Here is a 25,919-nt window from a genome sequence, read left to right as displayed (position 1 = left end):
ATCAGAATCTGGATAGGCTTTGAGACAAATGACCTGTTTAAGTTCAGCCATGCGCCTGATAAATAGTAAAAATACCTCATTGGCGCGCGCAAACCAATGTTTAAAACCGGCAAATAGGGTACTATGCAGGCCTGTATTCTGGTTTGGAACCTGTGACATTGTGTGTTTTGGACTTGTCTGATTTATCCTGCCCTTTGTCCTTACTTGAGCTCAAACGATGGCTGCACCTGCAGCACACCGAACAGCCGCTTTACTTGATCCTGAAAGCCGGCTCGGCCGATAATCAGGATGTGTTGAGCTGGCTGGAACAACAACAGATAAGGTTACAGTTAATTCAAACAACAGGAACACAGCATCACTATCAACTTATTTTCAAGGAACCCCAATGTTAGAGGTGTTTAGCAACTGGTATAAGCAAAAGTTCTCCGACCCGGCCTCCGTTGCTTTGCTGCTGTTTTTACTCGCAACATTTGCGGTTTTTGTGTTCTGGGGTGAAATGCTGGCACCGGTATTGGTCGCCATTGTTGTTGCCTACCTGCTGGAATGGCCGGTAAGCAAGCTGGTCAGAACAGGGCTCGGCAGGACCTGGGCTACCACTTTGATTCTGATTCTTTTTACCGGTCTTAGTGCGCTGGCCCTGGTGGGGTTATTGCCCGTTGTCTGGCGTCAGGCCATTAATCTGCTGATAGAACTGCCACAAATCTGGTCTGAAGCGCAGATATGGCTGAGTTCATTACCCGACAAGTATCCCGGCTTTCTGGTTCAGTCTGATATTAATAATGCTCTTAAAGGTGTCAATGAAAGAGTCGTGGGGTTAGGTGAGGATATTATCAGCGCCTCTTTCAGCTCTATTGTCAGTATCGTGGCGCTGTTGATTTATTTAATACTGGTACCACTGATGGTGTTTTTTATGCTTAAGGATAAGCATGAACTGCTTACTAATATTTCAAATATCATGCCCCGTGATCGTCGTTTGGTAAAACAGGTGTCACTGGAAATGAACTCGCAGATTATTAACTATATACGCGGAAAAGTTCTGGAAATACTGATTGTTGGTACCATGAGTACAATAACCTTTGCGCTGATGGATCTGCGTTATTCCCTGTTGTTGGGAGTGCTGGTCGGGTTTTCAGTGCTGATTCCTTATATCGGAGCGGCAGTGGTGACTTTTCCTGTGGCGGCTGTGGCGTTGTTTCAATGGGGGGTTACGCCGCCGTTCTGGTATCTGATGGTAGCTTACGGGATTATTCAGGCTCTTGATGGCAACCTTATCGTGCCGATCCTGTTTTCAGAGGCTGTGAGCTTACATCCTGTGTATATTATTATTGCGGTACTGTTCTTTGGAGGGTTGTGGGGATTCTGGGGGGTATTTTTTGCTATCCCACTGGCTACATTGGTCAAAGCGCTACTCAATGCATGGTCTGGTAGTAATGAAAGTATCCAGTCTCAGGAACCCGCGAAACTTACAGAGCAGGTATAAACAAGTATTCTGAGGGTCTGTGAACACAGTCACAGACCCTTTATATTGTCAGGCTTGCAGGTAATCCAATACCACCTGGTGATGGTCCTTGGTTTTAAATTTATCAAAGACTTTTTCTACATTACCTTGTTCATCAATCAGAAAACTAATGCGATGAATACCGTCATATTCTTTGCCCATAAACTTTTTCGGCCCCCAAACGCCGAACGCATCGGCAACGTTGTGATCCTCATCGGATAGTAACGTAAAGTTCAGTGATTCCTTATCGATAAACTTGGGCAGGCGCTTTACCGGGTCCGGGCTGATTCCCAGCACTATGACATTTTGCTCATCCAGTGCCGCTTTGTTATCGCGCAGATTTTGTGCCTGAACGGTACAGCCTGGCGTCATGGCTTTAGGGTAAAAATACACCAATACTTTTTTTCCCTTCAAATCAGCCAGGGTGACATTGTTGTTATTCTGATCCGGTAAGGTAAATTGTGGTGCCGGTTGTCCGGCTTCAATTCTGTTCATAATAACCTCTGTGTTTGGATACGGGCTTATTTGGGTATAATGGTGCCCTGTAAGTTAAGTTCGTTAAGACGCGACGCGAATGCCTGACTCATTGTATTAATATCCGTCTCTTTGGGCATGCTGACTACCATTTTACAGGTCATCATTTCGGCGTCTCCATCTTTGTCGCTATAGGTGTTTTGACGAAAGGCCGTGACGGTAATATCGAATTCTGCAAAAAACGCAGTGATATCATGGATCACACCTAAGGCGTCGCGACCAGATATTTCAACATCGGCCAGATGCACAAGATCCTGACGATGATGCTGCCTGGTACGTTTCATCATTGACAACAGATCATGCTGCTGACATACCTGTGGTATCTGAAATTCAGCCTTGGCGATGGCACCCTGGGTTCCCTCCAGAATCATGGTCAATGAAAAATCCTGACCATAGACTGCCTGGCGGCTATCTAGAATATTGCAGTGACACGCACCAACTGTAGCCGCCAGGGTGCTGAGAATACCTATTTTGTCGGTCCCTAGGATGGTGACAATGAGTTGATGTTTCATAAGCTGTCGAATTCGTGTCTGAAGGTCGGCAAGTCTATCATAATGTTGGTATTTCTCTATCGATCCGTTTGTAGGGATTTGTTTCTGCTGAAACGGGAACATAATTGCAGCTTGTTTTTAACACCTGACCTCTTTACCATTGGGCGCTTAATTTTCCGGGGGCAATAATGTTCAAAGGCAGTATCGTAGCGCTTGTAACGCCGATGTCAGAAAGCGGCGACGTTGATTATCCATCTCTTCAAAAGCTGGTCGAATTCCACGTTGAATCCGGCACCGACGGTCTGGTCGCCGTGGGTACCACTGGCGAGTCGGCTACCTTGCCGATGAATGAGCATATCCATGTTGTCAAAAAAATCGTTGAGTATGCTGCCGGTCGTATCAAAGTCATTTCTGGCAGTGGGGCTAACTCTACTGATGAAGCAATTGAGCTGAGTCAGGCTTCCGCCGAGGTGGGCGCTGATGGCTTACTAAGTGTGGTGCCATATTATAACAAGCCGCAACAGCGGGGTATGGTTGCACATTTTGAAAAAGTGGCCGATGCCTGTGAATTACCGCTTTTACTGTACAATGTACCTGGCCGCACTGTGGCTGACTTGTCACCGCAGAGCACTGCAGTGTTGGCGGCGCATCCGCGCATCGTCGGGCTTAAAGATGCGACCGGGGACCTGAAACGTTTGCAGGAACTTAAACAGCTGGTACCCGAAGATTTTATTCTGCTAAGTGGAGACGATCCCACTGGTTGTGAATTTATGTTACAGGGCGGGCAGGGAGTGATTTCTGTTACCGCAAATGTAGTACCTGCGATGATGGCCAAGTTATGCAAGGCTGCTGTTAGCGGGGCACGTGATCAAGCGCTACAGATTGATAAGCCATTACAGGCGCTCCATCAGGCGCTATTTATCGAACCAAATCCTGTTATGCCAAAATGGGCATTGTATCGAATGGGCCTGATTCCAAGCCCGGTACTGAGATTGCCAATGGTTCAGCCGGAACTCACCAGCCAAAATACTATCGAAGCTGTGTTACATGATATCGGCCTAATTTCCTGAGGAGCTGCCATGATTCGACATTCTCTGCTTTTACTCTCGCCACTGGTTTTGCTGGCGGCCTGTTCAACCCCACATGAGCGACGCATTGCCAATGACAATTTTGAGTATTTAAAGCAAGATAATCGACAGAAAATAAAGGTTCCGGATGGGTTAAAAGCGCCGGCACAGAGCCGCGAATATCAGATTCCTGAACTGGGGCCGAATGCGCCAACGGATTTGCTGGGTGAAGACTTACAGGTATTGTCACCGGCTTTGGTTCTGCCAATGGTTACAGGCTCGCACATAGAAGAAGGCCAGCGCAATGCCACTGTTTATTTCGATCAGGTCGACGACAGTCAGCCTCTGGATACCTCTGTGTGGGGGAGTCTGATCAGCTATTTTGAACAGCAGGGTATCGGAGTTGATTCATTCGACAAAGAAGAAGGCACTCTGGTGACAGACTGGATGCTGATGGAAACAGAAGTCGACAGTGGCTGGTTCGATTGGACTACCACCGAGCGCAGTGTGGGTAAGCGTTTCGAGTTTAAGCTAGATGTTAAGCCCCATGGCCGCACGGCGGCGTTGAAAGTGAGACTTAAAGACTACCTGGAAACGGTAGGAGACAAGACACGTTCAGCATCAGAATTGAATGATGACGCGATTCGCCGCAATGAGGTAGATATACTCAATCAGGTAATTGGCCATTATCAACAGCAGTTGCAGGTTGCCGATATTCGCAAGGTCAGAAAGATTCGCGAAGGTATGAACATGGCAATGGGAACCAACGCAAAAGGTGAACCGGCGTTTGTGGTTGAAGGTGACTATGATATCGCCTGGACCCGCATGCAACTGGTGTTGCGAAAGCTGGGTTTTAACGTAAAAGATTTGGATAAAACTGCCGGGCTGTTATTTGTTTCTTATGAGGGCGGCGAGAGTAGTTGGTGGGATGGTTTATGGGGCGATGACGAAGGATTGCCACTGGATAAGCAGGAATACCGATTGCGTATGACCCGGGTCGACAACAACAAGGTAGCCATTACATTTATGGATAATGACAGCAATAACCTTTCCGAAACCTTGTTATCGGGTATTTTCCAGCCATTCTCTGACACGATGGCTGCCAATAACCTGGATATTTAACTTTTAAGAGAACCTTTGAATGGAAAAGCGAACTGAACTTTATCGGGGCAAAGCAAAAACGGTCTTTACAACAGAAGACCCGTCCCGCCTTGTATTGCACTTTCGTAATGACACATCAGCCTTCGACGGTGAAAAGATCGAACAGCTTGAGCGTAAAGGGATGATTAATAACAAGTTTAATCACTTTATCATGTCAAAGCTGGAGCAGGCTGGGGTGCCCACTCAGGTAGAGGCGCTGCTGTCTGATACCGATTCTCTGGTTAAAAAACTGGAGATGATTCCTGTAGAGTGTGTGGTCAGAAACATTGCTGCAGGTTCTATTTGTCGACGCCTCGGGATTGAAGAGGGTACGGAGCTGACTCCGCCAACCTTCGAGTTTTTCCTTAAAAACGATGCACTGCACGATCCCATGATCAATGAGTCTCATATCCGTACTTTTGGCTGGGCTGAGGAATCTCATATTGAGCAAATGAAAACCCTTACCTTTAAGGTTAATGAGATACTCAGGAAGCTGTTTGACGACGCCGGAATGTTGTTGGTTGATTACAAACTGGAGTTCGGTCTGTTTGATGGCAAGATTACGCTGGGTGATGAAATCACCCCGGATGGTTGCCGCTTATGGGATAAAGAAACGCGCAAAAAACTGGATAAAGACCGCTTCCGCCAGGGGCTGGGAAATGTGGTAGAGGCTTATGAAGAAGTCTCTGCCCGCCTTGGTATTACACTGAGTTAGCGCTGGATCTATTCGATAGCGATAAAAAAGCAGAGGCCTTGGTTATCCAGCCTCTGCTTTTTTTATTAATAAGCTTCTATGCTCTCCCGGCTGTGTGTGTTCTGCGCAGCGTCAATAACAGTAGTGCACCGAGACTGACAAACAGGCTCCCGCCACCTGAACCACTGCTATTTTGAGCCGGTTCCGGATTTACCGTAACCGAGACGCTCGCCTGACTGCTGAGCCCCGCTGTATCCGTGACGGTTATCTGAAAGCCTAATACGGTTGAGCTGCTGACCACAGGCATACGAATAGCGGGCTGTAAGACCGTTTGTTGGAACGTCACCGCTGACCCGGAAGTTTGTTGCCAGCTAATGGTTAATGGATCCTGATTGGGATCGCTGGCAGTTGCCATCAGTGTGACTAAATCCCCCGACGTAGCCGAAACTGTGGCTTCAGTTTGATTGTTGATGAGTACTTCTGGTGGCCCTTCAACTTCAACCCGCTGCGTTGGCTGATGTTGTTCTTCTCTGGTGTTTTCTCGCTGTGGTAATTGCGAACTCAGGTTAATATCGATGGGTCCGCCACTGTGCTCTTCATCAACCTGTACTGTAAAATTCAGACTGCTGCGATTATCTGAGCCAGCCACTTTATTCAGCTGCCAGCGTATTCCGCTTTCTGTAAGAGTAAAGTCGCCGCTGATACTCTGTGTTTTTACTTCTACGTTTTCAGGTATTGTGGCGTTAATAACATAGGCTCTGCTCTGTGGACCGGGATTGGCCGCGACATTGATTTTATAATCTACCTCCTCTCCGGGGAATACGCGCTGAGCAGACAACGGTACTAGTGTCACATCATCCTCGAGTCTGATCATGTCAACAAGCAACAGGCCCAGGTTGCCAGCCAGATCCGGTGTCGTGCCTAAATCAGCGGCACCATAAACTCTGTCATTGTCACTCATCGGCTGATCCCAGGCGACCTGCAATGAAAAGACTTGCTGCTGCTCCACAGACTCGGGGCCACTGATCATCAGACTATCTGCTTCACTGCCATCGACAATGGCATGGTTTAGGGTGAAAGCGTCGCTGGGGCTGCCACTACCTTGCCAGCTTTGCACCAGGACCCAATATTCTCCGGGGTCAGGCAGGGTTAAATCAACTTTTTCAATGGCAGATGAATTCGCGCTCAACTCGATGAGCTCCTCTTCCTGGGCCATACCGTCATTGTTTTCATCCCGGCCAACCCATAAATCCAAATCCGGGGCCTGGCTTTGTGTCAGTTCTACTACAAAGCGTTTTGCGTTAGCGGGTACCGTAAAGCTGAAAGATTCCACGCCATCGCTGAGATCGTCAAATACGTCTTCATTGTTGCTGTCCTCTGTGATGGTACCTTGTGTAGTCTGAGCAACACTAAGACCATATGAGCGCACTGTCAGCTCATCGATAGTCAGGCTCTGCACATTGTTAATTAATACGGAATCGGCATCCCGCCGGGCTTCAATCACTAACGTTTCAGGCAGTGTTGTTAACGTAGGTTTTATCGCGACAGGCATGGTTAATAACTGACCCGATGCAGAGGAGAGCTGTAATGAAGCAAATTGCCACGTTCCTTGTTCGGCATTACTGCTATTGGCAACAATCTCTAGCTGTTGTTGCTCGCCTTGGTTTATTGAGAATGAATTTGGGCTGACGCTGAACGTCAACTGTGCAGAATCGCTGATAATCTGAGCCGACCATGAATCTGTTTGGGTTCCCTCAACGATGCGCGACCAGCTGCAGGTGCCGAAACAGGCACTGTCGGCCATCGATGGCATATTCAGGGTCTTTGGATCTCCTCCTGCATCGGGGTTTGCTACCTGGTATTGCGCAATACTGATATCCATGATCAGGCCTGATTCGGCAGCCGCACTGACATTAAGCATACCCGAGCCCATATCAAAGGGATCTGAAGGGGTCAGACCATCTTCTTTGAACGTTACCGGGTTGGCACTGAGCATCAACGCAGATTGAATCTGGGCTGCACTCCAGTCCGGATGCATTCCTTTTAGTAATGCTGCCGCGCCGGCAACATGCGGTGCAGCCATGGAAGTGCCGTTTAAAAATGCATAATCCGCCGGGTCGGGAAACTGCTTGAAACCTTCGGGTTGATCGTCTGCGTAGGCTGACCAGATTTCCACTCCTGGCGCGGCCAGGCTGGGGGTAATCACATCATCCAGCTGGTTGTTCGGACCTCTGGAGCTAAAATCGGCAGCAATATTGGCAAGCTCAGGATCAGAACCTATCTCACTGACACTGATGGTTGCCCGGTGACCAGTGCCGCTGGCCAGCCAGTTACGTAATCTGTCCGCTGATATGGCATCAATATGAATGGCGGGAATGACATGATTGTCAGCCACCAGATTCTCAGCGTCTCCCTGTACATTTGCCAGCACCATACCGCCAGCACCACCGGCCTGAACATGCTTACCTTTATCCACGCGGGCAATCTGACCGCGATCACATACTACGATCTCTTTGCTAAACGTACCGGCAGGGAAGGGCTCTATACATTGTGCCGGGTCACCACCCGGGTCATTGGGATTACTGAAATCACCGGCATAAACAATTTTTGCGCTGATCCCTGTGGTTTTTCCCTCACCTTCAATAATACCAGGGGCATCACTGTCACCACCGGTAAAATCTCCTAATGTCTTAGTACCAAATACTCTGTCGTGCGTGTAGGCGGCCACCGTCAGTACCCAGGGAGCGGCCGTGTCGATAGATGCAGACTCTGGATCAGGACCGCTGTTTCCTGCCGAGTTGGCAATGATAATACCTGCTTCCCGGGCATTCAGAAATGCCTGCCCTTTACTGCCTTGCCAGGGTGAGACAGAAGACGCTCCGATTGAATGGTTTAGCACATCCACACCGTCAATAATGGCCTGTTCTATGGCCTCAATGACCAGGTCTGTCCAGCAACCGGCAAAGCCTATATCATCCTCTTCTCCCGGCTCACAAACCTGGTAGCTGATGAGATTTGCCCGTGGTGCAATGCCGGCAATACGCTCAAAGGTGAAAGCAGGCATGGGCTGGCCATCTACATCCAATAAGGGAACATTGAACAAAACATTACCCGCTGCGGCTCCGGCAACATGTGAACCATGACCATTGTGATCTTCGCCGTTTTCTGGCGTGCCAGGGGCAAATTCATCGTATTGAGAAGTGATCCTCTGGTAACTGTAAACGCCAATCAGCTTATTATTGCAGAGTCCGGGACTGGTCTGACAGTCACCCAGATATCCACCGAGAGGATTTTGATGTTGATATCCATCGTCCGCTACTTCGGCAAAAGAGGGATGATCGGTATTAATCCCCGTATCCAGTATCCCTACAATGACTCCTTCACCCTGATAGGCAGGCAAAATATTTTGCCCTTCCCAGACCTGATCTGCACCTGTCCAGGCAGGGCTGGAATCCGTTGCAACAGACAACTTTTCAGAGCGCTCAACAAAAGCAACCTGAGGGAGTCTGGCCACTCTGGCGGCTTGTTTGGGGGTGAGTCTCAGTACCACTGCGTTCAGGGCATACTGAAAGTCCGCTACCATCTTTGCAGCGGTGATCTGGCTGTCAATCGTGTTACGCAAATCCTGCTGTTGTTGTCGTAGCGAAGCTGCATGCCTTTTTGCAGCAGGAGCATGAATATCCAATCGCCGGTGAGCCGCTTGTTTTTGCGTCTCTACTTCGCTGTTTGCCTGTGTTAGCTGGCTGGCCATACCCGCTACGGCGGGGCTGTGTAACCTTACAATGTAATTATAAATGCCGTTTTTGAGTCCTGGTTCTTTAACAAACTTACCCGGGCCAGCAGGTAAAGGTACTTTGCTTTCCCTGCCAACCACGGGAGCAGTAAGTAAAAATGTGGTACTGAGGGCAGTAACGAGCAGCGTACGGGGGAAATTCATATTATTACTCCGGACATCATCCACCTGAGAGCGTTAGACAAAGAACTAATGGTAACGAAAAAAGACCGATAAATGTTTGTACCATGTTCAGCGAATGTGGATCATTTGTTAAATATAGAATTATTGTCCTAATTTAGGTGCATACATTGGTTTCTATGTACTAATAAAATTCAGTGTGCCCGGGTAAAAAGCAACACCTTGCGGAGCATCCTCTACTAGTATAGACAGCAACATTAACACCTGAACCGGCCATTTCCTGTTGCCGGTTTACGAACAGCAAAGGCAAAATATGAAAGACAGAAACCATCTTTCTAACGTCGGTCTTGTTCACGAGGTCAGTATTATTGAGAACGGCCTTATCGACATTCCCATGTTGCAAATTTTACAGCCAGACGGCACCCCCCATAAAAAGGTAACCGTACCGGATATCGATCAGCAACTGGCTTTAAAAATTTATCGCACCATGCGTTTTGTCAGAGTCCTGGACGAGCGTATGGTTGCTGCCCAGAGACAGGGGCGGATCAGCTTTTATCTTGCCAGTACCGGTGAAGAAGCCGCCAGCGTGGCCAGTGCAGCAGCGCTGGAACCCCAGGATATGATCATGTCGCAATATCGCGAGCAGGGGGCGCTGGCGTTTCGTGGGTATAGTACGGAAGCTTTTATGAATCAGATGTTCAGCAATGAAAAGGAGGCCAATAAGGGCCGCCAGATGCCCATACATTATGGTGACAAAGCACTGAACTTTATGACGATTTCTTCGCCATTGGGCACTCAGATCCCACAGGCATCCGGTTACGCTTATGGTCAGAAAATGGCGGGTAACGAGGCCATTACGATCTGTTATTTCGGTGAAGGGGCTGCCTCCGAAGGTGACTTCCATGCCGGATTAAATATGGCCGCGGTACTCCATTGCCCGGTTATTTTCTTCTGTAGAAATAATGGTTATGCGATTTCAACGCCGGCGGAAGAGCAGTTTGCCGGAGACGGTATTGCTTCCCGTGGTCTGGGATATGGCGTAAAAACCATCCGTGTAGACGGTAATGATTCTTTCGCAGTTTATGCTGCTACCCAACAGGCCCGTGCGATTGCCCTTAAGGAAAACTGTCCTGTATTGATCGAAGCCATGACTTATCGTCTGGCTGCGCATTCCACTTCTGATGATCCCACTGGCTATCGCTCGAAAGAGGAAGAGGGGAAATGGCAGCAAAAAGATCCTATTGCCCGTCTTGGTGCCTGGCTGAAGAATAAAGGCTGGCTGGATGAAGAACAGGAGAATAAAGATCTGGAAAAAATGCGCCAGGAAGTACTACAGGAGCTTAAACGGGTTGAGAAAGTACCAATCTGTAAAATAGATGAAATTATTGAAGATGTATATGACACGCCTCCCTGGCACTTAAAAGAGCAACTGAGTGAATTGAAAAAACACATGGCCAAATACCCCGAGGCCTATCCTAAAACATCAGGGAGGCTGTAAGCATGGCTAAAATGAATTTACTACAGGCAATTAATAACGCTTTGATCACGGCCATGGAAGACGATGAAAAGGTCATGGTATTCGGGGAGGATGTCGGTCATTTTGGTGGTGTATTCAGAGCTACCAGTAACCTGCAACAAAAGTTTGGTCGCGATCGCTGTTTTAATACCCCACTGACTGAGCAGGGGATTATCGGGTTCGCCAATGGTCTGGCGTCACAGGGCTCCGTGCCCGTTGCTGAGATCCAGTTCGGTGATTATATCTTTCCGGCTTTCGATCAAATCGTAAACGAAACGGCCAAATGGCGCTATCGCTCCGGTGGTCAGTTCAGCTGTGGCACGCTGACCATTCGTACACCCTATGGCGGTGGAATCGCAGGTGGTCACTACCATTCGCAGTCCCCCGAGGCCTATTTTGCCCATACTCCGGGAATGAAGATCGTCATCCCCCGCAATCCTTATCAGGCCAAAGGATTGTTGCTGGCATCCATTCGGGATGACAATCCGGTATTGTTTATGGAGCCCAAGCGCTTGTATCGTGCCTCAGTAGGGGATGTACCTGAGGACGATTTCACGCTGCCTCTGGGTAAAGCCGAGATTACTAAATCCGGCAGCGATATTACTCTGGTAGCCTGGGGAGCACAGATGGAAGTGTTGGATAAAGCCTCTGAGTTGGCACAAAAAGAGGGCATAGATGCTGAAGTGATTGATTTGCGCAGTATTCTGCCCTGGGATGCAGATACCGTCTGTGAGTCAGTGGTCAAAACCGGCCGCTTGCTGATTTCCCATGAGGCACCTCTGACTGGCGGTTTCGCCAGCGAAATTGCGGCCACGGTGCAGGATAAATGTTTCTTAAACCTGGAATCGCCGATTGCCAGGGTTTGTGGTCTGGATACACCTTATCCTCTGGCCCATGAAAAAGAATATATGCCGGATCACCTCAAGGTGTTCGAGGCCATTAAACGCACCGTTCACTACTAGGAGCCTGGTTTATGAAAGATTTTATATTGCCAGATATTGGCGAAGGTATAGTGGAATGCGAACTGGTAGAGTGGCTGGTTGAGGAAGGCGATACAATCGTTGAAGATCAGCCTGTTGCTGATGTGATGACCGATAAAGCTCTGGTGCAGATCCCCGCCATGAATACTGGTGTGGTTAAAAAGCTGTATTACAAAAAAGGTGAAATCGCGAAAGTGCATGAACCGCTGTTTGCCATGGATGTTGAGGGTGAGAGCAGTGAAAGCGACGCTTCCCAGGTCTCCGCTGACACCCAACAACAGGCTGAAAACACTAAAACGCAGGCCCAATCAGCCCATACTGAGGGCGATTCGCAAAGCAGTTCAAAGCAAACCGAGGATTTTATCCTGCCGGATATCGGTGAGGGGATAGTTGAGTGTGAACTGGTAGAATGGCTGGTCGAGGAGGGAGATGAGATCTCTGAAGATCAGCCCGTTGCCGATGTGATGACAGACAAAGCACTGGTTCAGATTCCGTCTAAATTCAACGGTAAAGTACTCAAGCGTTACTATCAAAAAGGCGAGATTGCAAAAGTACATGAGCCCCTTTTTGCGATTGAAATTGATGCCGATACCGAGACAGAGTCCGCATCGGTAAAATCATCTGAGAAGGCGGGCACAAGCCAACCAGAAACTCAGGAGAAGCCTCAGAAAACCGACTCCGGAGATCGTGCAACTTCAAAGCAGGAAAAGTTCCCCGGCGGCGAGTTTGATCCTAAACCTGCACCAGAAGGTAAAGCGTTGGCCAGCCCTGCGGTCAGGCGTTTAGCAAGAGAGCTAGACGTGGATTTAAATAAGGTTAAGGGCAGTGGCAAAAAAGGCCGGGTGATGAAGCAGGACTTGCATGCTCTTGAACAGCAAGACGCTGAAACTCAGCAACACTCTGGTCAATCTGTACAAAAAGCGTCATCAGCGCCCCAATCCACCGGGGGTAGCAGAGTTGAACCGATTCGCGGTGTAGGGGCAGCTATGGCCAGACAGATGTCAGCGTCGGTATTCAGTATTCCTCATTTCAGCGTCAGCGATGAAATTGAAATGGATGCACTGATGGCTGCCAGAGCTCAGCTTAAGCCTGAATTTGAGAAACAGGGCGTTAAACTGAGCTTTATGCCTTTTATTATCAAAGCGATGTCGCTGGCGCTGAAACACTTCCCCGTCGTTAATAGTCAGGTAAATGATGATTGCACAGAGCTGACGTATTTTGATGATCACAATATCGGTATGGCGGTGGACTCGAAAATTGGCTTACTGGTGCCAAATATTAAAGGGGTTCAGAACCTGAGTCTTTTTGAGGTGGCTAAAGAAGCTAATCGTCTTATTGAGCAGGCCAGGGAAGGGCGCCTGCCCGGCGGGGATCTTAAAGGTGGCACTATCAGCATTTCTAATGTGGGTGTGATTGGCGGTACGGTTGCGACACCTGTGATCAATAAGCCAGAGTCTGCCATCGTTGCCTTAGGTAAAATTCAGCGTCTGCCGCGTTTTGACGAGCAGGATAATGTGAAGCCGGTGAATATCATGCATATCAGCTGGTCGGGCGACCACCGTATTATTGATGGTGCGACTATGGTCAGGTTCTCTAATCTGTGGAAATCCTATCTGGAGAATCCGCTGGCGATGCTGGCTGAGATGAAGTAAAAATCGCCAGAATGCGTAAAAACCCGCGGAGTACGCGGGTTTTCATTTTGGTTCACCTTTGAGGGCGTTCCGCTGTTCAGTTGAAGCGGCCCTTGAATACTGTTGGTAATGTGTTTCAGTTTACAGGCTGCTGATAACTTGTGTCATGCCCTCAACTCCTGAGAGTCTGATTGCATTGCGCACAGCAAGACTATTAGCGGGATTGAGTTCAGTGGCTATTTGCATATCCTTCAAACCCTGTTCGGTTTTACCCTGCACATAGTGCAGTACGCCACGGTTATTGTATGCAATGCTCAGGTCGCGCTTGCTGCTATGCTGTTTAATAGCCATATCGCAAAAAGCTTCGGCATTATTTATCTGGCCCAGAGCGGTATAGGCGACACAGAGGTTGATGTGCGCAGGCGCTGTCAGTTCAGGCAGCCGGGTATTGCCCAGCAAGGTTTTTAATTTCTGGATACCTGTCTGGTATTGTCCGGCTTCAATATTTCTTACGCCGGGTACATCCTGATAACTTGTTTTCAGTTCCAGGTTGTCATTGGCCTGAACGTAGCAGGCAGCTGTTAATGAAAAGGCAATAGTGGTGTTTTTAAATAAATGTTTGAACATGGCTTAAGCCCCTTATAAATACACTTGTTGTGAACCGAACTGTCAGATTGCCGGCACAGGAACAGTTATAAGAAACTACCGGGGCTTGTGCCTGACGAACAAAGAATGAAAAGCTAATGTCTTTCTAATGGAGATTAAAATGGCAAAAAGCAGGGTGTGGAGCTGATGGGGAAAGGGAAAACCCCGGGTGGACAATTTACCATTGGCGAGTTTCGCATCGACACTGGTAATAACAGCATTTACCACAAACAGCAGACTCTGCATGTAGAACCCCGGGCAATGCATGTTCTTTTGGTGCTCGTTGAACATGCGGGGCAAACTGTTGAACGGGAGGTTTTGTTTGATCGCGTTTGGGGGCAGCAGGTGGTGGTTGAAGAGGCCCTTACCCGGACCATTTCCCAGCTAAGAAAAGCACTGAATGACAACCAGTCAAGGAAGTTGATACAGACCATCCCCAAAAAAGGCTATCGACTGGCCAGTGATATTAAATGGCATGATGGTACTGGCAGCAGCGTCAGGGATACTGGTGTAGCAATGAACGCAGATGTTTCGTCCCCTGCGCCACGAAAAAAGCCCCGAACCTTTTCACTTAAACATTTGGTTTGGATACTGCCGGCGGTATTTTTTGTGTTGTGGCTGGCCTTTGAGCTTAGTTGGTTGCATCAACCGGCGACGGAGTATGCCGAATCAGTGATTGTCAAACCTGATGTGGGTGTACTTCCTTTAACCAATCAGTCTGGTAATCCCCAATATGATTACCTGGCTAATGGTATTGCTGATGAGGTATTAACGGCGCTGACGAAAACATCTGATTTAGACCTGACATCACGTTACTCCTCTTTCTCCTATGGCAATACTGAGCTGTCTGCACAGAAAGTTGCACAGGAACTGGCGGTCAGATATTTGCTTGTGGGTAATCTGCAACAACTCAACGAACAGGGGTATGTTATTCAGGTCGAGCTGGTGGATGCACGGCGCAAGACTGCCGCCTGGAACAGGACATATACCGGTCCGCAAGATCAACTGAGTGATGTCAGTCGCCAGATTAGCCAAGATGTTCACCACTATTTGCTACCAGATAAGGCCGCAGCAGAGAATGCGAAATGGGCCCCCGAGCGGATCGAGGTGCAGGCGTATCAACACTATTTACAAGGTCGTTATTGGTGGATGAATGGTTCAACCAGTGAATGGTTTTACCGGGCTGAAAAGGCCTTTCTGGATGCCATTAATGTTGAGCCTGATTTTGCCGCGGCCCACGGCAGTCTGGCTTATATTTATGCCCGGTATCACTTTCATGATATTTACATGGACAAAAATGAAGCCATCCGTAAGGCCGGTTATGCCATAGAACAGGCATTGGCGCTGGATCCTGATCAGGTAGATGCACTCCATGCCCGGGCCATCCTGGCCACTCTGGAACAGCGATTTGACGATGCCACAAAGGCCCTGGAACGGGCTCTGGAAGTACGCTCACCTAATGCACAGGCCTGGTATCTTTTGTCTGAGTTAGCAGTGGCCCAGAGCCAGCCGGATAAAGCGTTAGAGTACGCCTTACGTGCCAGGCAGGCGGATCCACTTTCGCCTTGGGTCAATATCAACCTGGCCATCGTCTACTACTACTCAGGGCAGTCCGAACAGGCTCTACAGGCAATTTCTGTGGCTCAGAGTGTGGATCAGGATTACAGTTGGAGTTATGTCTGGCAAGCCAGGATACTGCATAAAGTGGGGCGGTTGGCTGATGCGATCCTGGCCATGCAACAGTGTCTGAGCCTGGATCCGGGCTCTGCAGCCAACAGTGCTTACCTTGGACTGCTCTATTTAGAGCTGGATCTGCAGGCCGAAGCCGCAAGCTGGTTTGAGCGTACGGCATCTTTATATGGCGATTCCGTCGATGCCCGGTTCTGGAAAAATTTTATTCGTCTTGGATATCAGAATAAGGAACCGCAGATAAGCCTCAGTATGTTGCAGTCTATGCAATCCATTCGCACGGGCACATATGATCTTGTCCCTCTGTTGCGGCAGAATTATCTGGCCCTTGAAAAACAACATCAGGGGGCTCGCGAACTGGCAAAGGTGCAGCCTTCGCCACTTAAGCCAGACGTCACAGTGAATATTCATAATAGTGAACTGTCACTGGCGCTGCTGGCTCTGAGTGATAACTCAAGGATAAAAAATACGCTTTCGCACCAGCTTGCGTATCTTGAACAGCAATGGCCAGATTGGGCGTTGCACTCCGGAGTCAGGGCTAACCATCTGTTTATACAAGGGAAAACTGAGGAAATGTTGACGCTACTATTACAGGCCTATAAAAAAGGCTGGGTTCCGCTCTGGTGGTTATTTATACACTCTGATAAGAGTGATAATGCCAGGGCATTAAAAAGACTGCCGGAGTTTAGTCGACTAAGCAGATTAATTGAGTCTGAACAGCAGCAGCAACGACAACAGCTAAATACCGGTAATACCAAAATCACGGAATAATTGACAAATACAGTGAACGGACCGGTGATATAAGCATCGTTTGCAAACCCCACTTTGGATTACATCGCCTTTATGACTATTAATCTGAAGTCATCCCGACTAAGGTGTAAAACACCTTAATATCACTGACACCAAAGGGGTCATTTCAGTGAAACAGATAAAGTCTCTCATCGCTACCCTGGTTTTCCTGTGCTTTTTCAGCAATACACTGCTGGCTGAGACAGCGCTGGTGGTCAAAGCCGGTCGTTATCTTGATGTGCAAAGTGGAGAAATGATTTCTCCTGCCGTGTTTGTGATTGAAGACGGATTGATCGCCGGGATAAATCCGCAAAACCTGCCTGATGATGCCAGAATTCTTGAACTGGGAGACTTAACCCTGTTGCCGGGTTTTATGGATATGCATAGTCATATCACGCTGGATTATTTTAATGATGATCACTGGACCACAGCGCCGGTTATGGAAACCTCGGCAGACTGGGCTCTACACGGAGTGAAGTTCGGTGGTGACATGCTTAACGCGGGCTTTACTACCGTAAGGGATGCAGGTGGGTTTCCGGGTTTTCCCGATGTTGCCCTGATGCGGGCTATCGATAAGGGCCATGTTATTGGCCCGCGTATGTTTCCGGCTGGCCATTATATCTCTATCACTGGCGGCCACTGTGACATTACCGGATTTGCTCCGGGGATCATGGAACTCGGTCCTCAGCAAGGAATCGCCGATGGTAAAGATGAACTGCTTAAAGCCATTCGTTATCAGGCAAAACATGGTGTCAAAGTGATCAAAGTCTGTGCTACTGCTGGTGTTTTCTCAAAAGGCAACAGTCCGGGGGCACAGCAGTATTCAGATGAAGAGTTACAGGTAATAGTTGAAGAAAGCACCCGACACGGGCTAAAGGTGATGGCTCATGCCCATGGCAGTGAGGGAATTATGGCGGCAGTAAAGGCCGGTGTAGCCTCTATAGAGCATGGCTCTATGCTGACCCCGGAAATTATTCAGGAGATGAAAACGAGGGGAACATACTACGTGCCCACTATACATTTAAATGATGTTCCACTGCCCCCTGAAACACCTGAGTGGACAGTGAAAAAAAATGAATTTCTCAAACCCCATGTTGAAACCAGCTTTAAACTGGCACTTAAACATAAGATTAACATCGCTCTGGGGAGTGATGCCGGTGTGATGCAACATAAAGATGCGAGATTAGAATTTCACGCCATGGTTAAGCGCGGAATGAGCCCATTGCACGCCATTCAGAGTACTACGATTAATGCAGCGGGCTTATTGGGTGTATCTGACCGGGGACAACTCAAAGCAGGCATGCTGGCTGATATGGTTGCCGTTGAAGGCGACCCTCTAGAAAACATCAGAATACTGGAGGATGTAAAAGTAGTGATTAAAGGCGGAAAAATTATTAAAGGAGAGTAGAGGGCGTCTCTTTGCAAACCAGGACAGAGATGTCAGGACTATTAAAATCCCTTAAACTACCGTCAGTCAGATAAATTTAATTGGAATAACGCATTGTTCAGTTACCGACATGCTTTTCATGCAGGCAATCATGCTGATGTACTGAAGCATCTTTGCCAGATGCTGTTGCTGGAAAAGCTCTGTGCCAAAGACAAAGCATTTGTTTACATCGACACCCACGCAGGTGCGGGGATCTATGATTTAACCTCTGAGCAGGCGCAGAAGACCGCTGAGTATCAAACCGGTATTGATATTCTGTTGGATGCGGGATGTCAGAGCTCGCATATAAAAGCGTATTTAAAACTTGTAGAGCAATACCGTCAGCATAATCGCTATCCGGGCTCCCCTGAAATTGCCAGAAGGTTATGCCGTAAACAGGACAGCCTTCAGTTTATGGAATGGCATAACAACGAAGTTCAGCAACTTGAAGCAAATTATAAGCAGCAGCGCCGGGTCCACGTTCACCACCGTGACGGGTTTGAGGGCCTGGTGGCTATTACACCACCAAAGCCTGCACGAGGCATGGTGTTGATTGATCCCTCCTATGAGCTTGAAACAGACTATCAGGTACTCCCAGACACGCTGAATAAGGCGTACAGGCGTTGGCAGACCGGTATTTATGCCATCTGGTATCCACTTTTAGCTAAGCAGCGGGATCGCAGTCAAGGTATGCTTGAGGCGGTCAGCAGGGGCCCTTATAAGTCGGTGCTGGATATTCGGCTCAGTGTGGTGCCACAGGATGAACAACTGGGCATGCATGGCTCAGGGATGCTGATTGTTAATCCACCCTGGCAGTTCGACCAGCATGTAGAGATGTTAATGCCTGAACTGGCAACGGCTCTGGGGCAGGGCGGTGAAGGCAGTTATCAGATTCGCTGGCTGGCTCAGCAGGATTAGCATCGATGTCAGTACCAGATTCCAGACTTAAGCATTTCTATATCCCTGATGAGCAATCCATTTATCTGCTATCTCATCAGGATGCGCAAAAGCTGAAGGACTGGATTAATCTGTGCATAGAGCAGCTGGAATTACTCGGTTATGAAAACATCGAGCTGATCGGTAAAGGGGCCTTTGGTTTTGCTTTTGCCGGAGTAAATGAGCGAAATCAGCAATTAGTGTTTAAATTCTCCCGTATTAACCTGCCTCAGCATGTACAGGATCGTCTTGAAGAAGAAGCTTATATGTTGAGCCAGGTGGATCATCCCAGAGTACCGCAACTGGAAGAGTTCCAGCGAATTAAAAAACAGGCGATCCTTGTAATGGGGCGGGCAAGAGGGTTGGACCTGGAACAGATTTCTTTGCAGCAAGGGCCACTGCCGACCCGGCTGATTGTAAAAATTGCAGTCCAGTTGGCGGAGTTGCTCTGGAGCCTTCGTGAAAATAGGCAAAATGGCATAGCCAAACCTATTGTGCACGGCGATATCAAACCTTCCAATCTGGTGTTTGATCAGGAACAGGAAGAGATTGCACTGATAGACTGGGGCTCCTGTGTATATGCACAGCTTGATGCCGATGGCCACTATGTCGGCAACAGTGTGATGGACTTAATGTCCAGTGATCTTCAACAAACCAATGCCCGTCTGGGGGACGTATATTTTATCGGTGAAGAGCAACTCAATGGTGCTCTTTCCAGTCCGCGCTTTGATGAACAGGGCCTCGCCAGCACTCTTTATGCGTTGGCATCGGGTCAGTCATGTCGCTTTGGTACTCAGGTGATTACCCCCAATGCGCTGGGCCTGCCACAGGAACTGGCCCAAACTCTGACCGCTATGCTCAGTGATGACGCTGATATCCGCCGAAAGGGCGGGGATTATTTTATGCGCAATGCCAACTATTTACGCAACTTACTGTTCAGTGACCAGAACATACAACAACACCAGACAGTGATCCCCTGTTGGACCCATCATGGCGACAAACCGATCGATACCGTAGTCTACAGCTCCAGAAAATCGTTTTTGCGAGCGGAATCGATAGAGGATGAGCTGCGCTATCTTAATGATGAGCAGTTTGAGCGTTATTATAAGAATTATATGCAGGGCATGGGGCAGACTGAAAAAGCATTTATCTCTGCAGTGAGTCGCCTCGGACGCTACCCCGTAGTAGGCGGGCTGGCGGTACGCTGGCATCCTGAAGGTATATATATCGACTCCAGCCTCAACCTGCATGATCCGGCAATGAAGTATTCTTTTGAGGTGTCTGTAAACAATGTCGTCACGCTCGCCAGAGCGATACATCGTGTCGGGGTGTTCAAAAGCTGTATGTTTAATGCCCGGGATACTCTGCACCTGGAACGCAGCGATGTGCACCAGCCCTTCGTTCCTGAACCGGGAATGGCGATACCTTACGAGGTCAGTCGTATTTCAGTGGAGGAGGCGCAAAGTCGCATGCATTCCTACTTTGAAGACGGTGATGATCCCGATGAGCTGCTTAAATTACCGCAAACCATCCTGGCTATTCTCAGTGAATTAAATGATATTCACCACACAGGTTGTATTATCTTTGAAGCACTGGAAACCCATCTCAAGGTACACAGTTACTACACTTTGCTGGATCACAGTAAAGAACAGGTATTCAGTACATTGTTGAAACAGCTAATATTGCATATACCAAAAATTCATGGTGTAGGAATATCCGGTTTTATGAAACTGCCTTATAAAGATACCCGTTTCTTTGAACATATGGCGTGCCTGCCTGATAAGTTCTATCCCCGCAATCCGTTGGAAGTGAGATCCTGAAAACATGAAAAATTCTGTACAACTGAGTGAATTACTGACCTTGGAAAGGCTTGAGAAGGGACTTTACCGTGGCCTGAGCTGGGATTTAGGCTTTCGCGCATTGTTTGGTGGCCAGGTAATGGGCCAGGCGCTGGCGGCGGCACAGCAAACCGTAGACCCAGATCGTATCGCTCATTCAATGCATTGCTACTTTCTGTTGCCCGGCGATGCCAATAAACCTGTGGTTTATGATGTGGAATTTATTCGCGATGGACGCAGCTTCTGCACCCGCCGTGTGAAAGCGATCCAAAATGGCAGAACAATATTTTACATGACAGTATCGTTTCAGGTGGAAGAACAAGGGTTGACGCACCAGCACGCCGATATGCCCGACGTCCCCGATCCGGATAGCCTGGAACCGGATATCCGCTTTTATGAGAATGTACTGGATAAGCTACCGGAAAATATGGTGGAAAAGCTGGCCTATCATCGTCCTGTCGACATGCGTACAGTGCAGGCCATCAATCCCATGAAACCCACAGTAGCACCTCCTACCCGTAATGTATGGATGAAAAGTGTGGAAAAACTGGGGGATGATCTGAATATTCACCAGACAACATTAACCTATGCTTCCGATTACTATTTTCTGGTTACTGCCCTTCAACCCCATGGTATGTCTATTATGCATCCGAATATCCGTATGGCGACTATTGATCACGCCATGTGGTTTCACCGGCCGTTTCGGTTTGATGACTGGTTGCTCTATTGTATGGAAAGTCCATTCTCAGGAGGCTCCAGAGGATTTGCCAGAGGGCAGATATTTAATCGAAAAGGTGAGCTGGTGGCTTCAACAATGCAGGAAGGTCTTATGCGTAAGGTGGAAAAACAGTGATATACAGCCTGGATTCAAAGCACCCCCGCCTGGATGAAGACGTCTATGTAGCGCCCGGTGCTCATATTATTGGTGATGTGAAGATACACAAGCAGTCTTCTGTATGGTTTAACGCAGTGATCCGCGCCGATAATCACGAGGTGGTAATTGGTAGAAAAAGTAACATTCAGGATGGTGCCATTTTACATACAGATGAAGGCGTACCCCTTACTCTGGGTGAGGGAGTGACAGTCGGTCATAAAGCAATGTTGCATGGCTGTGTAATCGATGATTACAGCTTAATCGGAATTAATGCAGTGATACTAAACGGGGCCAGGATCGGCAAGCATTGCCTGATAGGAGCCAGTGCACTGGTAACGGAAAACATGCAGATACCCGATCGTAGTTTAGTGGTGGGGAGCCCGGCTAAAGTGATTCGCCAGTTAACTGAAGAACAGTGTGAAATGTTACAAGCCTCTGCTGCACATTATGTGGAGAACGCAGCTCGTTATCGCCTTAAGCTGAAGACTGTAACTGACTAACAACGTCTGTGGGGGGTAAAAAAAGGCCCAAGAACCCGGGGAGGGTCTTGGGCTTAGGGGAATGGCTCATAAATGAGCCGTGCGCTAACTTTTAAAGCCTGGAAAACGGGAAAACTGTTCATCTCAATTTGTACCGGACTCTAATTGTAGAACAACCCTGAGAGTTTTTTTAATATTTTTCTGTATTAAATAAATATTAATTAAATATCATAAGGTTACCGGTGTGACTTGGCGAACATGCGATACATATAAGCACAGCTTCTGCAGAGGTTATCCACAGCATTATGCCCAGCTTTTACATCGTTTGAATGAGATAATTGTGGCCCTGAATATCGCCGTTCCAGCGAGGTAAATTGTCTCTGACCAGCTCCCGGGGCAGGGAATTTTTTACTCTTTGTCCCAGACCCTTTGCCATACCAACGGGCTGCTCCTGCCAGGTCAATAGAATTTCCCCTTGCGGGGGTATTTCATCAACCTGAAGATCCCGGCCCTGACAATATTCTCTTAGTTGTGCAGTAGTTAATGCCAATCGTTGTCGTGTGAAGCCTGTACCTAATGCAATTGCCGCATCATGGGTTAAACGAAAGCCTGATTTGTGCTGAGTGGCGAGTCTCAGACCAATCCTCTGAAAGCGAAACCTGGATAGCAGAGGTGCTGCCTGCTCAGGGAGAAGCCAAAAATCCTGTTCTTTGATAAACAGCGATTTATCTTCCGGGAGTGTGTAACCGAACTGGTTGAAGAGATATTCGTTGATCAGTTTTTGCTGTTTTTCAGTTACTCTGATATACGGTACCTGGGCTTTTCTGGGGCCTGGGACAGGAAGTCCGAGGCTGCGTGATTTTCTCAGCCGTGCGACGAAAAAACCCTCACTATCAAAAATCTGAGGCCAGATATGCAGATATCCCTCTTCGGTTACCGCTTTATCGGCCCCGGGGAAAAGGTTATTCAGCGGTTCTATCTGTACGGCGTCATCATAAATGTCTGCAAGGTGGTTACAAACTGCCTGGTTTTCCTGATGGTTCAGGGTACAGGTGGAATACACCAGGCAACCGCCGGGCTTCAGGGCTTTAAAGGCGCTGTCGATGAGTTTTTTCTGCACCCAGCTGATTGACTTAATTGACTCATGGGACCAGTTTTTAAGGGCATCGGGATCTTTTCTGATGGTGCCTTCACCCCCGCAGGGCGCATCAACAAGAATGGCGTCAAAGCTCTCCGGGAGCCACTCCCCAAAAACGTTGCCATCAAAATGACTGATTGCTGTATTAGTAACTCCCAGACGCTGTAGCACTGCGGCCATGGATTTGATCCGGCTGGCAGCCAGCTCATTGGCTACCAGCAAACCTTTGTTTTGCATCAGTGCACTGAGCTGGCTGGTTTTAGAGCCCGGCGCTGCAGCCATATCAAGCACAGTTTCAGGTAACGCGTTACCGATTAATGCCAAAGGAGGCAGCATAGAACTGGCCTCCTGTATATAAAACAACCCGGCCAGGTGTTCAGGAGTACTGCCAAGGGGGACAGATTGTTCCTGTTCTGCCGTACGCTGAAGCCAGAAACCATTATTGCACCAGGGAATAGCTGTGAAGTACCACTGTTGGCGGCGCATTTTCTCACAAAAATCTTCTACGCTAATTTTTAACGTGTTGACCCTGATACTTTTTCGTAGCGGTGTTTTGCACGTTTCTACAAAATCACTCATTTCCAGTGAGTCAGGAAGAATATCTGCGATGTGTTTCAGAAACGGCTCAGGAAGGCACGGCGAGGACATAAGCGATACTAAGGTTTTGGTAAACGGCAAGTATACCTAAAATTAAACCTGTGCGGCAGTTGGTTGAAGAACACTCTCTGGGGTAAACTCTGTGCAAATATGGAATGAAAGGGGAACTTTTATGAAAAGACTGTTAATCGGTTCTTTGTTGGTGCTGTTGACCGCATGCTCAAAGGTCAATATGGAGTCCTATGATCAGGTGAAGGCAGGTATGTCTTACGCTGAAGTCAAAACGGTATTGGGAGAAGCCGATAAATGTGAGGAAAAACTGGCTAATACCCAGTGTATCTGGGGTAATAAAGACAAACATATCAAAGTCAATTTTGTTGCTGATTCAGCAGTGTACTTTGATCATAAAGGGCTGATGCCAGAACAATAGTCAGTATTACCGGATGAACTGTAATTCATCCGGTGTTCAGCTGCGATAAGGAAAATGTGTTGTTCAGTCACCCATAGATGATATTACCCCCGGAGCGTTTATGAAAACAATTGCAATCGCATTTTCACTGGTCTTATTTAGTCTGCAGGCCTGGGCACAGCAGTCACCGCCGCAACAAATTCGTGTGGTGGGACAGGCCAGTGTCAGTAAAGTGCCGGATCTCTTTCAGTTCAGTCTGTATATTGAAGAGAAAGGACCGGTTATCAGTAAGCTGAATGACAGCCTTACTGATAAAACACAGCGCATAATTCATAGTCTGATTGAGCAGGGGGTGGAAGAAAAAGATATTGCTTCTATGCAGGTACAATTGCAGCCCTGGTACGAACATCGTAATGGTATGACTGAACAAAAAGGATTTGTGTTGTCCAGAACCGTGCACATTAGCCTCCGGGCGCTACAGCTGTATGACAAAGTACTGGATTCCGTATTCAAACTCGGTGCCACACGTATGGACGGTTTCGAATACGGTTTTGAAGATCCACAAAGTCTTTATTTAAGTGCATTGGCAATGGCGGTTGAAGATGCCCGGGGTCGAGCTGAAAAGCTTGCTGGTGCTGCGGGTGTCAAGGTTGGTCAGGTTAAGAGTATCAATGAAATGTCTCAATACCGGCCAGTGCCAATGATGGCCGAATCACGTATGCGTGTAAAAGGAGATGCCAGTATGCCCGGTCAACAGGCAATTGATGCAAGAGTTGAGGTTCAGTTTGAACTGATAAATTAACCGGGGACGATACTTCAGCCTGTTTTTTTACCCGTTTTTTTATTGCATTTAATAATAAGTAGTAGAATTTTATGCCTTTAGATAAAACACAGTTATACGATGAGATTGTTCAGCAAGCAAAAGCGTTAACAGAAGGTGAGCCCGACTTAGTTGCCAACCTGGCAAACCTCGGTGCCTTGATCTGGATGCGCTTACCCGAAATTAACTGGGCAGGCTTCTATCTATATAAAGATGATCAGTTAGTGCTGGGCCCCTTTCAGGGTAAACCGGCTTGTGTTCGCATTCCTATGGGGCGCGGAGTCTGCGGTACTGCCGCAAAGCTGGGAAAAGCACAATTAGTTGAAGATGTGCATCAGTTTGAGGGGCATATTGCCTGTGACAGTGCTTCAAACTCAGAAGTTGTCATCCCTTTTTATCATCGGGATACCTTGTTAGGTGTGCTGGATATTGACAGTCCTGCCACCGGGCGTTTCGATGAGGACGACTTGCAAGGCTTACAAAAAGTTGTTGATGCACTTGAGGAGGCGCTGCTTTGAAACAGATGGTAGATATACATGTGGTGTTAGCAACGCCTGCCGACATGGAGTTCTGGGAAGAACGGGCAGCGGAAGCCAGTGATAAGCTAAATGAATTTTTACACTATCTTTATAACAGTGTCGACGAAGATATTGATACCCATCAATTGGAATTAATGCTTCAGCATATATGGGAAAATTGGTATGAGGATCAATATTTACTGGATATTGAAGAGCATGAGCTGCATGACTGGGTTGACCAACTACTAGCAACTTGGGATGATGAGCCCCCTGAAGCACACACAGACCATTAGAACA

At 48.0% G+C, this 25,919-nt stretch carries 22 protein-coding genes; 17 read left to right on the top strand and 5 right to left on the bottom strand.

Annotated features, from left to right (window positions below; genetic code table 11):
• The first annotated feature begins 385 nt into the window (after nt 1-385).
• Complete coding sequence (locus tag CDA54_RS01845; protein WP_099033289.1) at nt 386-1,480, top strand: AI-2E family transporter; 1,095 nt, start codon at nt 386-388, stop codon at nt 1,478-1,480.
• A 48-nt stretch (nt 1,481-1,528) separates the two neighbouring features.
• On the opposite strand, the gene bcp is transcribed toward CDA54_RS01845, so the two are convergent.
• Nucleotides 1,529-1,993 carry a thioredoxin-dependent thiol peroxidase gene (gene bcp, locus CDA54_RS01840; RefSeq protein ID WP_099033288.1) on the bottom strand — a complete coding sequence of 155 codons (465 nt, stop codon included), beginning with the start codon at nt 1,991-1,993 and terminating at the stop codon, nt 1,529-1,531.
• A 26-nt stretch (nt 1,994-2,019) separates the two neighbouring features.
• Nucleotides 2,020-2,544: a glycine cleavage system transcriptional repressor gene (locus CDA54_RS01835; protein ID WP_099033287.1), complete on the bottom strand. Its 525-nt coding sequence runs from the start codon at nt 2,542-2,544 to the stop codon at nt 2,020-2,022.
• Nucleotides 2,545-2,711: 167 nt separating this feature from the next.
• Between CDA54_RS01835 and dapA the strand changes: the two genes are divergently transcribed.
• The 3 genes from dapA to purC are packed head-to-tail and all read left to right on the top strand — an operon-like array spanning nt 2,712 to nt 5,445.
• On the top strand, nt 2,712-3,593 hold the full coding sequence (gene dapA, locus CDA54_RS01830) for a 4-hydroxy-tetrahydrodipicolinate synthase (protein ID WP_099033286.1): 882 nt from the start codon (nt 2,712-2,714) through the stop codon (nt 3,591-3,593).
• Between the two features lie 9 nt (nt 3,594-3,602).
• Nucleotides 3,603-4,712, top strand: a complete 1,110-nt coding sequence (gene bamC, locus CDA54_RS01825) for an outer membrane protein assembly factor BamC (protein ID WP_099033285.1) — start codon at nt 3,603-3,605, stop codon at nt 4,710-4,712.
• 19 nt (nt 4,713-4,731) lie between these two features.
• Nucleotides 4,732-5,445 (top strand): phosphoribosylaminoimidazolesuccinocarboxamide synthase, encoded by a 714-nt coding sequence (gene purC, locus CDA54_RS01820; RefSeq protein WP_099033284.1) that lies wholly within the window; start codon nt 4,732-4,734, stop codon nt 5,443-5,445.
• A 76-nt stretch (nt 5,446-5,521) separates the two neighbouring features.
• Here purC and CDA54_RS19895 read toward each other — a convergent pair whose 3' ends face one another.
• Entirely contained in the window at nt 5,522-9,361 is a 3,840-nt protein-coding gene (locus CDA54_RS19895; RefSeq protein ID WP_099033283.1) for a S8 family serine peptidase, read from the bottom strand.
• A 289-nt stretch (nt 9,362-9,650) separates the two neighbouring features.
• Between CDA54_RS19895 and CDA54_RS01810 the strand changes: the two genes are divergently transcribed.
• From CDA54_RS01810 to CDA54_RS01800, 3 genes are read left to right on the top strand one after another with little or no spacing between them, the layout of a single operon-like run.
• Nucleotides 9,651-10,835, top strand: coding sequence for a thiamine pyrophosphate-dependent dehydrogenase E1 component subunit alpha (locus tag CDA54_RS01810; RefSeq protein ID WP_099033282.1), 1,185 nt, complete (start codon nt 9,651-9,653; stop codon nt 10,833-10,835).
• A gap of 2 nt (nt 10,836-10,837) precedes the next feature.
• Nucleotides 10,838-11,815: an alpha-ketoacid dehydrogenase subunit beta gene (locus CDA54_RS01805; RefSeq protein ID WP_099033281.1), complete on the top strand. Its 978-nt coding sequence runs from the start codon at nt 10,838-10,840 to the stop codon at nt 11,813-11,815.
• Nucleotides 11,816-11,826: 11 nt separating this feature from the next.
• Nucleotides 11,827-13,485 carry a dihydrolipoyllysine-residue acetyltransferase gene (locus CDA54_RS01800; RefSeq protein WP_099033280.1) on the top strand — a complete coding sequence of 553 codons (1,659 nt, stop codon included), beginning with the start codon at nt 11,827-11,829 and terminating at the stop codon, nt 13,483-13,485.
• A 120-nt stretch (nt 13,486-13,605) separates the two neighbouring features.
• Here CDA54_RS01800 and CDA54_RS01795 read toward each other — a convergent pair whose 3' ends face one another.
• Nucleotides 13,606-14,091 (bottom strand): tetratricopeptide repeat protein, encoded by a 486-nt coding sequence (locus tag CDA54_RS01795; RefSeq protein WP_099033279.1) that lies wholly within the window; start codon nt 14,089-14,091, stop codon nt 13,606-13,608.
• 165 nt (nt 14,092-14,256) lie between these two features.
• Between CDA54_RS01795 and CDA54_RS01790 the strand changes: the two genes are divergently transcribed.
• The 6 genes from CDA54_RS01790 to CDA54_RS01765 all read left to right on the top strand — a co-directional run bounded on the left by CDA54_RS01790 (nt 14,257) and on the right by CDA54_RS01765 (nt 22,161).
• Nucleotides 14,257-16,569, top strand: coding sequence for a winged helix-turn-helix domain-containing protein (locus CDA54_RS01790; RefSeq protein ID WP_099033278.1), 2,313 nt, complete (start codon nt 14,257-14,259; stop codon nt 16,567-16,569).
• A 148-nt stretch (nt 16,570-16,717) separates the two neighbouring features.
• Nucleotides 16,718-17,995: a metal-dependent hydrolase family protein gene (locus tag CDA54_RS01785; protein WP_099033277.1), complete on the top strand. Its 1,278-nt coding sequence runs from the start codon at nt 16,718-16,720 to the stop codon at nt 17,993-17,995.
• Between the two features lie 93 nt (nt 17,996-18,088).
• Nucleotides 18,089-18,931, top strand: a complete 843-nt coding sequence (locus tag CDA54_RS01780; protein ID WP_099033276.1) for a 23S rRNA (adenine(2030)-N(6))-methyltransferase RlmJ — start codon at nt 18,089-18,091, stop codon at nt 18,929-18,931.
• A gap of 5 nt (nt 18,932-18,936) precedes the next feature.
• On the top strand, nt 18,937-20,769 hold the full coding sequence (locus CDA54_RS01775) for a serine/threonine protein kinase (protein ID WP_099033275.1): 1,833 nt from the start codon (nt 18,937-18,939) through the stop codon (nt 20,767-20,769).
• A gap of 4 nt (nt 20,770-20,773) precedes the next feature.
• Nucleotides 20,774-21,640, top strand: a complete 867-nt coding sequence (tesB, locus tag CDA54_RS01770) for an acyl-CoA thioesterase II (RefSeq protein WP_099033274.1) — start codon at nt 20,774-20,776, stop codon at nt 21,638-21,640.
• Nucleotides 21,637-22,161, top strand: coding sequence for a gamma carbonic anhydrase family protein (locus tag CDA54_RS01765; protein WP_099033273.1), 525 nt, complete (start codon nt 21,637-21,639; stop codon nt 22,159-22,161). The genes tesB and CDA54_RS01765 overlap by 4 nt, the downstream gene beginning before the upstream one ends.
• 295 nt (nt 22,162-22,456) lie before the next feature.
• Here the strand turns inward: CDA54_RS01765 and rsmF are convergent, their stop codons facing one another.
• Nucleotides 22,457-23,926, bottom strand: coding sequence for a 16S rRNA (cytosine(1407)-C(5))-methyltransferase RsmF (gene rsmF, locus CDA54_RS01760; protein WP_099033272.1), 1,470 nt, complete (start codon nt 23,924-23,926; stop codon nt 22,457-22,459).
• Between the two features lie 121 nt (nt 23,927-24,047).
• Here rsmF and CDA54_RS01755 point away from each other — a divergent pair, with 121 nt between their 5' ends.
• The 4 genes from CDA54_RS01755 (at nt 24,048) to CDA54_RS01740 (ending at nt 25,915) form a co-directional block, all read left to right on the top strand.
• Nucleotides 24,048-24,305, top strand: a complete 258-nt coding sequence (locus CDA54_RS01755; RefSeq protein WP_099033271.1) for a DUF3862 domain-containing protein — start codon at nt 24,048-24,050, stop codon at nt 24,303-24,305.
• A gap of 100 nt (nt 24,306-24,405) precedes the next feature.
• Nucleotides 24,406-25,086, top strand: a complete 681-nt coding sequence (locus CDA54_RS01750; RefSeq protein WP_099033270.1) for an SIMPL domain-containing protein — start codon at nt 24,406-24,408, stop codon at nt 25,084-25,086.
• A gap of 71 nt (nt 25,087-25,157) precedes the next feature.
• Nucleotides 25,158-25,622 carry a GAF domain-containing protein gene (locus CDA54_RS01745; RefSeq protein ID WP_099033269.1) on the top strand — a complete coding sequence of 155 codons (465 nt, stop codon included), beginning with the start codon at nt 25,158-25,160 and terminating at the stop codon, nt 25,620-25,622.
• Nucleotides 25,619-25,915, top strand: coding sequence for a hypothetical protein (locus CDA54_RS01740; RefSeq protein ID WP_099033268.1), 297 nt, complete (start codon nt 25,619-25,621; stop codon nt 25,913-25,915). Before CDA54_RS01745 ends, CDA54_RS01740 begins: the two co-directional genes overlap by 4 nt.
• Nucleotides 25,916-25,919: the final 4 nt, after the last annotated feature.

It is taken from the genome of Lacimicrobium alkaliphilum (assembly GCF_002591895.1).
Taxonomy (GTDB): domain Bacteria; phylum Pseudomonadota; class Gammaproteobacteria; order Enterobacterales; family Alteromonadaceae; genus Lacimicrobium; species Lacimicrobium alkaliphilum.
This window is presented reverse-complemented; position numbering and strand designations above follow the sequence as displayed.